Origin of the sequence: Variovorax robiniae (genome assembly GCF_037889955.1) — a bacterium.
Taxonomy (GTDB): Bacteria; Pseudomonadota; Gammaproteobacteria; order Burkholderiales; family Burkholderiaceae_C; genus Variovorax; species Variovorax robiniae.
In genome coordinates this window covers 449,384-461,397 of the sequence record NZ_JBBKZS010000005.1, presented here as the reverse complement: position 1 = coordinate 461,397, position 12,014 = coordinate 449,384, and the positions used below count along the sequence as shown (strand labels likewise).

The 12,014-nt window shown below is 66.8% G+C and carries 6 protein-coding genes; 5 read left to right on the top strand and 1 reads right to left on the bottom strand.

The annotated features are described in order from the left end of the window. On the bottom strand, positions 1 to 183 hold a 183-nt coding region (locus WKW79_RS15475; RefSeq protein ID WP_340336045.1), incomplete at its 3' end, for a transposase. 168 nt (positions 184 to 351) lie between these two features. Between WKW79_RS15475 and WKW79_RS15470 the strand changes: the two genes are divergently transcribed. The 5 genes from WKW79_RS15470 to WKW79_RS15450 all read left to right on the top strand — a co-directional run bounded on the left by WKW79_RS15470 (position 352) and on the right by WKW79_RS15450 (position 12,013). Continuing rightward, positions 352 to 6,294: an excinuclease ABC subunit UvrA gene (locus tag WKW79_RS15470; protein ID WP_340336044.1), complete on the top strand. Its 5,943-nt coding sequence runs from the start codon at positions 352 to 354 to the stop codon at positions 6,292 to 6,294. 159 nt (positions 6,295 to 6,453) lie between these two features. Then, positions 6,454 to 7,533 carry a type II asparaginase gene (locus WKW79_RS15465; protein ID WP_340336043.1) on the top strand — a complete coding sequence of 360 codons (1,080 nt, stop codon included), beginning with the start codon at positions 6,454 to 6,456 and terminating at the stop codon, positions 7,531 to 7,533. A 190-nt stretch (positions 7,534 to 7,723) separates the two neighbouring features. After that, positions 7,724 to 8,698 (top strand): Bug family tripartite tricarboxylate transporter substrate binding protein, encoded by a 975-nt coding sequence (locus tag WKW79_RS15460; protein ID WP_340336042.1) that lies wholly within the window; start codon positions 7,724 to 7,726, stop codon positions 8,696 to 8,698. Between the two features lie 142 nt (positions 8,699 to 8,840). Continuing rightward, a complete protein-coding gene (locus WKW79_RS15455) occupies positions 8,841 to 10,346 on the top strand; it encodes an amino acid permease (protein WP_340336041.1) in 1,506 nt (501 codons plus the stop codon). Further along, the gene (locus WKW79_RS15450; RefSeq protein ID WP_340336040.1) at positions 10,343 to 12,013 is read left to right on the top strand and encodes an amidohydrolase; all 1,671 of its coding nucleotides are present in this window, start codon (positions 10,343 to 10,345) and stop codon (positions 12,011 to 12,013) included. Before WKW79_RS15455 ends, WKW79_RS15450 begins: the two co-directional genes overlap by 4 nt. The last annotated feature ends 1 nt before the right edge of the window (position 12,014 follow it).

Sequence of the window (12,014 nt, the reverse complement as noted above, 5' to 3'; positions counted from 1 at the left end):
CTGGCAGCCCGTGCGAAGCACGTAGACGATTGCCTCGAACACCAGTCGAGCCGGCTTTGGTGGCCGGCCAGCCCCTGGCTTGCGCACATAGATCTTGTCTGCCGCCGAGCGCGCAGGAATCAGCGGCTCCACACGCTGCCAGAACTCATCGGTCACCACCCACGACTCAACACGTTTCGCCAAGATCTCGATCCATCGCCGCGCCCAATGCGGCTCGGATCGACAGTTTACCTATTTACGGATAAGTTCTTAGTCCCACGGCGCTGCGACTGACGGCCACAGGCGCAAGACCCTGCCACGACGGGGTCGCAATGCCCTCCCTAGAATGTTTGCCCCACACCCAAGGCACGCATGACACAGGGCTCCATCCGGATTCGCGGCGCACGCCAGCACAACCTCCAGAACATCGACATCGACATCCGCACCGGCGAGATGACGGTGGTCACCGGCCCGAGCGGCTCGGGCAAGTCCAGCCTGGTGTTCGACACGCTGTACGCGGAAGGCCAGCGCCGCTATGTCGAGACCTTTTCGGCCTACGCGCGCCAGTTCCTCGACCGCATGGACAAGCCGGCGGTGGACAAGGTCGAGGGCGTGCCGCCTGCGATCGCCATCGACCAGACCAATCCGGTGCGCTCGTCGCGCTCCACGGTTGGCACGATGACGGAGCTGAACGACCACCTGAAGCTGCTGTTCGCGCGGGCCGCTGAACTGTTCGATCGCGAGACGGCGCTGCAGGTTCGGCATGACTCGCCGGATTCGATCTACGCGGCGCTGGCCGAACGCGCGGCGGGTGCGGGCGATCCGCGCCTGGTGCTGACTTTTCCGGTGGAACTGCCGGCCACGACCAGCGCGGAGGAAGTGACGCAATGGCTTTCCGCGAGCGGCTTCACGCGCGTGCATGGCGAGCGCGAGGTTTCCACGCCGACCGGACCGCGCAAGGTGCTCGACGTGGTGGCGGACCGCTTCCGCATGGCGGGCGTGGAGCGTGCGCGGGTGATCGAGGCCATAGAGGTGGCGTTGAAGCGCGGCAGCGGGCGGTTGACGGTGTATGCGATGCCGGCGGAAGAGGGTGGCGAGCCTGAGGTTTGGAAGTTCTCGACCGGGCTGCACTGCCCCGAGAGCGATATCCGTTACGGCGACCCGATCCCGTCGATGTTCTCCTTCAACTCGGCCGTCGGCGCTTGCGAGACCTGCCGCGGCTTTGGCCGCGTGATCGGCGTCGATCTCGGCCTGGTCATCCCCAACGACAAGCTCACGCTGCGTGCCGGCGCGATCAAGACCATCCAGACGCCCGCATGGAAAGAGGCGCAGGACGACCTCATGCGCCATGCCGAAGCGGCCGGCGTCCCGCGCGACACGCCCTGGGCCAAGCTGACGCAGGAGCAGAAGGACTGGGTCATCGAAGGCTCGCCCAACTACAAGGGCAAGTGGAACCAGCAGTGGTACGGCATCCGACGCTTCTTCGGCTACCTGGAGAGCAAGGCCTACAAGATGCACATCCGCGTGCTCTTGTCGAAGTACCGCAGCTACACGCCGTGCCCGGTCTGCGCGGGTGCGCGGCTCAAGCTGGAGAGCCTGCTGTGGCGCATCGGGAGCAAGGAAGACGCGGACGCGGTGCTGCCGCCGGAGAAGCGATTCATGCCGGTGGGTGTGAAGTGGTCGCGTGCGCAACTGGAGGCGCTGCCGGGGTTGTGTTTGCATGACTTGATGCTGTTGTCGATCGAACGCATGCGGCGCTTCTTCGACCGCATGTCTTCAACTCCCTCGCCCTCCGGGGGAGGGCAGGGGTGGGGGCAAGCGGCGGTGGACAAGTCTGCGCGCGCCTCGAGCGCCCAGAGCCCCCATCCCAACCTCCGTGCTGGCAGTCAGAGCCTACCGCCCTTTGGCCCGTCCGGTTCCGCGCAGGCGGAACCGGAGCCGCGGGCCTCAGCCCCGGAGGGGGAAGGAGTCAATACCGGCGAAACGCAAGCCCTCAGACTTCTCTTCGACGAAATCACCACGCGCCTGCGCTACCTGCACGACGTCGGCATCGGCTACCTCACGCTCGACCGCCAGAGCCGCACGCTGAGTGGCGGGGAGGTGCAGCGCATCAACCTCACGACCGCGCTCGGCACCTCGCTGGTCAACACGCTGTTCGTGCTCGACGAGCCCAGCATCGGCCTGCACCCGCGCGACATGAACCGCATCACCGAGGCCATGCTGCGCCTGCGCGATGCGGGCAACACGCTGGTCGTGGTCGAGCACGACCCGGCCGTGATGATCGCCGCCGACCGCATCATCGACATGGGCCCCGGCCCCGGCATTCGCGGTGGCCAGGTGGTGTTCGACGGCACCGTCGATGCGCTGCGCAATGCCGACACGCTCACCGGCGCCTACCTCGGCGGACGCAAGCAGATCGGCATGGGATTCAAGCGCCTGGTCAGCGAGAACACGCACCGCCTGATCCTCGAAGGCGTGCGCGAGCACAACCTGCAGGATGTCTCGGTGGAGATCCCGCTGCATCGCCTCGTGGTCGTCACCGGCGTCAGTGGTTCCGGCAAGTCGACGCTGATCCAGGACGTGCTGGCGCCGGCCTTGATGCGCCACTTCGGCAAGCAGACCGAGACGCCCGGCGCGCACGACCGCATGCTCGGTGCGGACTACCTGAGCGACGTGGTCTTCGTCGACCAGTCGCCGATCGGCAAGACGGCGCGCTCCAATCCCGCAAGCTATGTGGGCGCATGGGATGCGGTGCGCGAGATCTTCGCGACGGCCGGCCTGTCGAAGCAGCGCGGCTACACGGCCAGCAAGTTCAGCTTCAACAGCGGCGATGGGCGCTGCCCGACCTGCGGCGGCTCCGGATTCGAGCATGTGGAGATGCAGTTCCTGAGCGACGTGTACCTGCGCTGCCCGGACTGCGACGGCCAGCGCTACCGACCGGAGATCCTGGAGGTGACGATCGAGCGCGCCGGCAAGGTGCTCAACGTCGCCGACGTGCTCGAACTCACCGTGGCCGAAGCCGCGCAGGTGTTCGTGGAAGACCGCGACGTGTTGCGCATGCTGCAACCCATCGTCGACGTGGGCCTGGACTATGTGAAGCTCGGCCAGCCCGTGCCGACGCTCTCTGGCGGCGAGGCGCAGCGCCTCAAGCTCGCCGGCTTCCTGGCCGAGGCCGCGAAGAACGCGACATCCAGCAAGCAGGCCGTGGCGCGCAAGGGCACGCTGTTCCTGTTCGACGAGCCGACCACCGGCCTGCATTTCGACGACATCGCGCGGCTGATGCGGGCCCTGCGCAAGCTGCTCGAAGCCGGGCATTCGCTGGTCGTGATCGAGCACAACCTCGATGTGATCCGTGCGAGCGACTGGCTCATCGACCTGGGGCCGGAAGGTGGCGAGGGCGGTGGCCGCATCGTGGCCGAGGGCACGCCGGAGCAGGTGCGCGAGATGGCCGGGACGTTCACCGGCGAGGCGCTGCGCGACTATGAATTGGCCATCGGACCGTCGCGCCTGCGCGCGGCGGAACCTACCGGCCGGTATGACGTGACCAACTCTCTTCCCGGTGCGGGAGCAAGGAATGGGGAAGGCGCGATCCAGATCGTCAACGCCCGCGAGCACAACCTCAAGAACCTGACGGTCGACATCCCGCGCGGCAAGTTCAGCGTGGTCACCGGCGTCAGCGGCTCGGGCAAGTCCACGCTCGCCTTCGACATCCTCTTCAACGAGGGCCAGCGCCGGTACCTCGAATCCCTCAACGCCTATGCGCGCAGCATCGTGCAGCCGGCGGGCCGTCCCGAAGTGGATGCGGTCTACGGCATTCCGCCGACGGTCGCCATCGAGCAGCGCCTCTCGCGCGGTGGCCGCAAGAGCACGGTCGGCACCACCACCGAGGTCTGGCACTTCTTGCGCCTGCTCTACGTCAAGCTCGGCATCCAGCATTGCATCCACGATGGCGCCGCGGTGCAGCCGCAGACGCCCGAGAGCATCGCCGCACAGTTGCTGAAGACCTTCCGCGGCCAGCACATCGGTCTGCTGGCGCCGCTGGTGAGCAATCGCAAGGGCGTCTACACCGAGCTGGCGGACTGGGCGCGCCCGCGCGGCTACACCCACCTGCGCGTGGACGGCGCCTTCCTGCCGACCTTGAACTTTCCGCGCATCGACCGCTTCAAGGAGCACAGCATCGAATTGCCGGTGGCCAGCCTGGACGTGCTGCCGGAGAACGAGGCGCTGCTGCGCGAATCGCTCGCGCGCGCGTTGGAACATGGCAAGGGCGTGGTCCACGTGCTGAGCGAACTCACCGGCCTCAAGGCCGCGATGATGGCCGGCGTTTCGACCACCGGTATCGGCCGCGTGCAGGTCTTCTCCACGCTGCGCGCCTGCCCGGTGTGCAGCACCAGCTACGCGGAACTCGACCCGCGCCTGTTCAGCTACAACAGCAAGCACGGCTGGTGTCCCGACTGCGTGGGCACCGGTGTCAAGCTGACCAAGGACCAGCGCAAGGTCTACGACGACTCGGTGATGGCGGATGACCAGAAGGGGCGCGAGCAGACCTTCGCGGAGCCGGAGGCCGAGGATGTCGGCGATGTGGATTGCCCGACCTGCAGCGGGACGCGATTGAATGCGACGGCGCGGGCGGTGTTGTTCGCGGGAGAGGGCAGGGGTGAGGGTGCCTTCATGGGCATCGGCATCACCGAGTTGGCCCGCATGAGCGTCACCGACATCCGCCAGTGGTTCGAAACCCTCGAACTCATCGGCCGCGATGCCGAGATCGCCCGCGACCTGGTCCCCGAGATCCGAAGCCGCCTGGAGTTCCTGGAGGAAGTCGGCCTCGGCTACCTCACGCTCGACCGCGGCGCACCCACGCTGAGCGGCGGCGAAGCCCAGCGCATCCGCCTGGCCGCGCAACTCGGCAGCAACCTGCAAGGCGTCTGCTACGTGCTCGACGAGCCCACCATCGGCCTGCACGCGCGCGACAACCAGATCCTGCTCGACGCGCTGCACAAGCTCGGCGACAAGGGCAACACGCTCGTCGTGGTCGAGCATGACGAGGACACGATCCGCCGCGCCGACCACATCATCGACATCGGCCCCAGCGCCGGCAAGCGCGGCGGCAAACTGGTGGCTGAAGGCACGGTCGCCGACATCCAGGCCGCCGGCGATTCGCAGACCGGCCGCTACCTGCGCGATGCGATCAAGCACCCCCTGCAACCGCGCCGCCCTGTCTTACTTCCTCTTCCAGAGGGAGAGGAAGCGCAGAAATGGCTCACCGTCCACGGCGCGAATCTGCACAACCTGCAGGACATCACCGCCACGCTGCCCCTGCACCGCCTGGTCGCCGTCACCGGCGTCAGCGGCTCCGGCAAGTCCACGCTCGCCCGCGACGTGCTGCTGGCCAACGTGCATGCCATCGTGGTCCAGCGCATGACCAAGGCCGGTCGCGATGCCGACGCCGCCGGCAAGCGCCCCGCCTGGGCGGGTTGCACCTCGGTCAACGGCTACAGCACCATCGACCGCGTGCTCGAGGTCGACCAGACCCCCATCGGCAAGACCCCGCGCAGTTGCCCCGCCACCTACATCGGCTTCTGGGACACCATCCGCAAACTCTTCGCCGACACGCTGGAGGCCAAGGCGCGCGGCTACGGCCCGGCGCGCTTCAGCTTCAACACCGGCGAGGGCCGCTGCCCCGGCTGCGATGGCGCCGGCATCCGCACCATCGCGATGAGCTTCCTGCCCGACGTGAAAGTGCCCTGCGAGGTCTGCCACGGCGCGCGATTCAACCCGGAGACGCTGGCCGTCAGCTGGCGCGGCAAGAGCATCGGCGAGGTGTTGCAGATGGAAGTGGACGAAGCCGTCGGTTTCTTCGCCGCCATGCCCAACATCAGCCATCCGTTGCAACTGCTGAAGGAGGTGGGCCTCGGCTACCTCACGCTGGGCCAACCATCACCGACCCTGTCAGGCGGCGAGGCGCAACGCATCAAGCTCGTCACCGAACTCAGCAAGGTGCGCGACGACGTCACCCGCCGCGGCAACAAGGCGCCGCACACGCTCTACGTGCTCGACGAGCCCACAGTGGGCCTGCACATGGCCGACGTTGAAAAGCTCATCCACGTGCTGCACCGCCTGGTCAACGGCGGCCACAGCGTGGTGGTCATCGAGCATGACCTCGACGTGATCGCGGAGGCCGACTGGATCATCGACCTCGGCCCCGAAGGCGGCAACGCGGGCGGCCGGATCGTCGCTGCCGCGCCGCCGGAAGAGGTGGTGCGGCTGGGCACGCATACCGGCGTGGCCTTGGCACCCGTGCTTGCGCGCGGTTGACCCGGGGTCGAAGGGGGCGGAGAGTCGATCGCGGCGAATGGCCATCGCTGCGTAGCGGCATGGCGGCATGCCGGCTTGGCATCGCAGGCCCCTTTTCGGCGGCACGGTTCCTGTATCTACTCTCGGCTTCCCCAAACCTCGACCCGACAGGAGCCGTCCATGTACATTTCGTCCCGATTTCGTGCGTTCGCCGCGGGCGCCGCGCTGCTGGCCGCGACGGCCATTGCGCAGGCCCAGCTGGCCCCGCCAGCGCTTTCCAATGTCGTGATCCTGGCCACCGGCGGCACCATCGCCGGTGCCGGCGCGTCGGCGGTCAACAGCGCGACCTACGCCGCCGCCAAGGTCGGCATGGAGAAGCTGATTGCCGGCTTGCCGGAACTCTCGAAGGTCGCGAACGTGCGCGGCGAACAGGTGTTCCAGGTCGCTTCGGAAAGCCTGACCAATGACAACCTGCTGACGCTGGCCAAGCGCGTGTCGGCACTCGCCAAGCAGCCCGACGTGGACGGCATCGTCATCACGCACGGCACCGACACGGTGGAGGAAACAGCCTATTTCCTCACGCTGACGGTGCACACCAACAAGCCGATCGTGATGGTCGCGTCGATGCGGCCGGGCACGGCGCTGTCGGCGGACGGTGCGCTGAACCTCTATGACGCAGTGAGCGTGGCCGGCAGCAAGGACGCGATGGGCAAGGGCGTGCTGCTGACGATGAACGACAGCATCGAGAGCGGCCGCGATGTCAGCAAGAACACCAACATCAAGCCGAGTGCCTTCACGAGCCAGTGGGGCTCGCTCGGCATGGTGGTCGAGGGCCGCAACTACTGGTTCCGTGCACCGGTCAAGCGCCACACGATGAACTCGGAATTCGACATCGACACGATCACCGCGCTGCCAAACGTCGAGATCGCCATGGGCTATGAAGGCGTCACGTCCACGGCCATCGATGCACTGGGCAAGAGTGGCATCAAGGCGCTGGTGCATGGCGGCCCGGGCAATGGCTCGGTGGCGGACCGGATCGTGCCGAGCCTGCAGAAGGTGCGCACCGATGGCGTCGTCGTGATCCGCAGCTCACGCGTGCCGGATGGCTTCGTGATCCGCAATGCCGAACAGCCGGACGACAAGTACGACTGGGTGGTGGCGCACGACCTGCGGCCCCAGAAGGCGCGCATCCTGGCCATGGTGGCACTGACGAAGACCAGCGACACGAAGGAACTTCAGCGGATTTTCTGGGAGTACTGACCAGCCCCAGGCGAGCGGCAGGCCGGACCTCGGCTTGCCGGCGCCACCTGGGCTTCCTGGGTCCATGCGGCGATACATGGCCCTTCCTCCCTCCTTCGCGGGACTTCACGGATTGCTGACTTGCACCTGACCGGGCCCAATGCGCGGTTCTTCATCCATCTTCCCTCGACAACACCAGGAGGCCTTCCGCATGTTCACCCGTTCCCGCCTGCTGCGCGCCACGCTGCTCACCGCCCTCTTCACCGCCGCACCGCTTGCCGCATGGGCCCAGTCCTTCCCCGCCAAGCCCATCAAGCTGATCATCGCCTTCCCGGCCGGCGGCCCGACCGACATCACGATGCGCCAACTCGCCGAGAACGCCTCCAAGATCCTCGGCCAGCCCGTCATCATCGACAACAAGCCCGGCGCTGGCGGCACGCTGCCTGCGCAGGCGCTGCAGACCACCGCGCCCGACGGCTACACCATCGCCCAGATCCCGCTCGGTGTGTTCCGACTCGGCTACACCACCAAGATCAACTGGGACCCGATCAAGGACATCACCTACGTCATCAACGTCACCGGCTACGCCTTCGGCATCGTCGTGCCGACCGACAGCCCGCTGAAGACCTGGGCCGACTTCGTCGCCTATGCCAAGGCCAACCCCGGCAAGCTCACCTACGGCTCCACCGGCACGCTGACCAGCCCGCACCTCACCACCGAAATCGTCGCGCAGAAGGCCGGCATCGAGTTGCAGCACGTGCCGTACAAGGGCAGCGCCGACCTGCAACTGGCCGTGCTCAGCGGCCAGCTGATGGCCGCCGCCGACAGCACCGGCTTCGCGCCGCAGGTCGAGGCCGGCAAGCTGCGCGTGCTCAACACCTGGGGCGAAAAGCGCCTGGCCAAGTTCCCCGACGCGCCCACGCTGAAGGAACTGGGCTACGACGTCGTGCAGAACTCGCCCTTCGGCATCGGCGCACCCAAGGGCACGCCGCCGGAGGTGGTGAAGAAGCTGCACGACGCCTTCAAGCAGGCGATGGAAGAGCCCAGCTACGTCGCCGCGCTCGGCCGCTACGACATGCTGCCGGACTACAAGAGCTCGGCGCAGTACACCCAGTTCGCGAAGGACACGGTGGCGCGCGAGAAGGTGATCATCGAGAAGCTGGGGTTGGCCAAGCCGGTCAACTGACCGGCGTGACAGTGCGGCCCCGGGCCGCGTCCCCCCAGGCGCTGAACTATCATCCGATGCGCCGATAGCGAGTGCCCACATGGGTGCCGCACGCGGCGCACCCGCAAGGGTGATCACAACAAGAACCGGGGGACACAACCAGATGCCTGAGCACACGCCGCGCGCCCGCGCGCCCGCCGCTTCCGCGGCCGAACCCGCGCCGACGCTGCATCGCGTCCTGCGAGCCAGGCACCTGACGATGATAGCCATCGGCGGCTCCATCGGCACGGGCCTGTTCGTCGCCTCGGGCGCCACCATCTCGCAGGCCGGTCCGGGCGGGGCCTTGCTGGCCTACCTGCTGATCGGCGCGATGGTCTATTTCCTCATGACCAGCCTCGGCGAACTGGCCGCGTACATGCCGGTTTCCGGCTCCTTCGCCACCTATGGCGCGCTGTACGTGGACGAGGGCTTCGGCTTCGCGCTCGGCTGGAACTATTGGTACAACTGGGCGGTCACCATCGCGGTCGAACTGGCGGCGGCGCAACTGGTGATGCAGTACTGGTTCCCGGGCAGTTCCGGCGTGTTGTGGAGCGCGCTGTTCCTGGGACTGATGTTCCTGCTCAACGCGATCTCGGTGAAGGGCTTCGGCGAGGCCGAGTTCTGGTTCGCGCTCATCAAGGTTGTGACGGTGATCGCCTTCATCGGCCTGGGCCTGTTGATGATCTTCGGCGTCATGCGCGGCCAGACATCGCCGGGCCTGCACAACCTCAGCATTGGCGACGCGCCCTTCGTGGGCGGCCTGCCCGCGATGATCGGCGTTGCCCTGATCGCCGGCTTCTCCTTCCAGGGCACGGAACTGATCGGCGTGGCCGCTGGCGAATCGGCCGATCCCGCCACGCAGATTCCCAAGGCCGTGCGCCAGGTGTTCTGGCGCATCCTGCTGTTCTACGTGCTGGCCATCGCGGTCATCGGCGTGCTCATTCCGTACACCGATCCGAACCTCATCAAGACCGACCTCGGACAAGTCGGCGTGAGCCCCTTCACCCTGGTCTTCCAGCGCGCGGGCTTGGCCTTTGCGGCAGGGTTGATGAACGCGGTGATCCTGACGGCCGTGCTCTCGGCTGGCAACTCCGGCATGTATGCGTCCACGCGCATGCTGTTCAACATGGGCGTGGAGGGCAGGGCGCCCAAGGTCTTTGCCAAGCTCACGCGCAATGGCGTGCCCATCAACGCGCTGTTCGCGACCACGGCAGTCGGCGCGCTGTGCTTCCTGACCTCGCTGGCGGAGAGCCAGTCGGTGTACCTGTGGTTGCTCAATCTCTCGGGCATGACCGGCTTCGTCGCCTGGCTGGGCATCGCGGTGTGCCACTACCGCTTCCGACGCGGCATGGAGGCCCAAGGCATCGATCCGAACCGTCTGCCCTACCTGTCGCCCTTCTTTCCTTGGGGGCCGATCTTCGCCTTCGGCCTCTGCCTCATCGTGACCCTGGGGCAGAACTACGCCGCCTTCATGGCCGACCGCATCGACTGGGTGGGCGTGGCTGCGACCTACATCGGCATCCCGCTCTTCCTGGTCTTGTGGTTCGGCTACAAGGCCGTTCGCAAGACACATTACGTGCGCTACCAGGACATGAAGTTCGACGAAAAACCACTGAGGGAGAAAAAATGAGATTCAGTACGTCCATCCTCGCCGGGGCCTGTGCCGCGACCACCTTGCTCGGCGCCACCGTGGCGCAGGCCGAGCCCACCGTCGTGACCAACGTGCACGGCTACACGCTGGTCGGCAAGAAGCTGGTGACTTTCACCGGCATGGCCTTCGACAACGGCAAGGTGCTCGCCACCGGCAACGACGCGGCGCTGGTGAAGCGCTACCCGCGTGCCACGCGTGTCGATGGCGAAGGCAAGACCATGCTCCCCGGCCTGATCGATGTGCACGGCCATGTATTTCGCCTCGGCTTCCGGCGCAACGAGGTGCTGATGGGCGGCACCCAGAACCTGGACGAGGCGCTCGCGAAGATCCGCGACTACGCCAAGGCCAACCCGAACCGGCAATGGCTGCTCGGCTCCGGCTGGAACCAGGTGATCTGGAAGCTCGGCCGCTTCCCCACGGCGGCAGAACTCGACGGCGCCGTGGCCGACCGCCCCATGACCCTGCGTCGCGTCGACGGCCACGCGACCTGGGCCAACAGCAAGGCCTTGCAGGCGGCCGGCATCACCAAGGACACGCCGGATCCCGCCGGCGGGCGCATCGAGCGCGACGCCGCGGGCAACCCGAGCGGCGTGCTGGTGGACAAGGCCCAGTTGCTGGTCACGAGCAAGATCCCCGCACCGACGGATGAAGAACGCCGCCTCGCCCTCGGCACCGCGCTCGCGCACTTCGGTTCGCTCGGGCTCACCAACGTGGGCGACGCGGGCATCGGCGTGGACGAGGCGCGCATCTACCGCGAGTTTGCCGACCAGAAAAAGCTGACCACCCGCATCTACGCCATGATCAGCGACGTCGGCGACGACTTCAAGGCACTGTCCGCCAGTGGTCCGTTGAAGGGCTATGCCAACGACCGCTACAACCTGCGCGCGGTCAAGTTGCGCGGCGATGGTGCACTGGGCAGCCGCGGCGCCGCCATGCTCGACCCCTATTCGGACGACCACGCCAACAAGGGTCTTCTGCTGCAGGACGACGCCACCATGAACGCCAAGGTCCAGGCCGCGCTCAAGGCCGGCTACCAGACCAACACGCATGCGATCGGCGATGCCGCCAACCACCAGATCCTGAACGCCTATCAGGCCGCCTACAAGGACGTGGGCGGCAAGCAGCTTCGCAACCGCATCGAGCATGCGCAAGTGGTGACACTGGCCGACATCCCGCGCTTCAAGACGCTGGACCTGATCGCCTCGATGCAGCCCACGCATGCCACCAGCGACATGAACATGGCCGAGGACCGCATCGGCAAGGAGCGCCTGAAGGGCGCCTATGCCTGGCACACCTTCCTCAAGCAGGGGACCGTCGTCGCGGGCGGCTCGGACTTCCCGGTCGAATCGGCCAATCCCTTCTACGGCCTGCATGCCGCCGTGACGCGCACCGACCATGAAGGCAAGCCGGCGCAAGGATGGCACCCGGAAGAGGCGATGACCCTGCTGCAGGCCTTCCGCGCCTTCACGCTGGATGCCGCCTACGCGCAGCACCAGGAGAAGGTGCTTGGATCACTGGAGCGCGGCAAGTGGGCCGACTTCATCCTGGTCGACCAGGATCCGTTCAAGGAGCCGCCGGCCAACCTGTGGAAGACGCTGGTGCTGCAGACCTGGGTGGGTGGAGAGCGGGTCTACCGCAAGGAGTGAG

Bases quoted from the DNA above. Each gene is read 5' to 3' on its own strand.
- WKW79_RS15470 (WP_340336044.1), top strand. From the start codon at position 352: ATGACACAGGGCTCCATCCGGATTCGCGGCGCACGCCAGCACAACCTC.
- WKW79_RS15465 (WP_340336043.1), top strand. From the start codon at position 6,454: ATGTACATTTCGTCCCGATTTCGTGCGTTCGCCGCGGGCGCCGCGCTG.
- WKW79_RS15460 (WP_340336042.1), top strand. From the start codon at position 7,724: ATGTTCACCCGTTCCCGCCTGCTGCGCGCCACGCTGCTCACCGCCCTC.
- WKW79_RS15455 (WP_340336041.1), top strand. From the start codon at position 8,841: ATGCCTGAGCACACGCCGCGCGCCCGCGCGCCCGCCGCTTCCGCGGCC.
- WKW79_RS15450 (WP_340336040.1), top strand. From the start codon at position 10,343: ATGAGATTCAGTACGTCCATCCTCGCCGGGGCCTGTGCCGCGACCACC.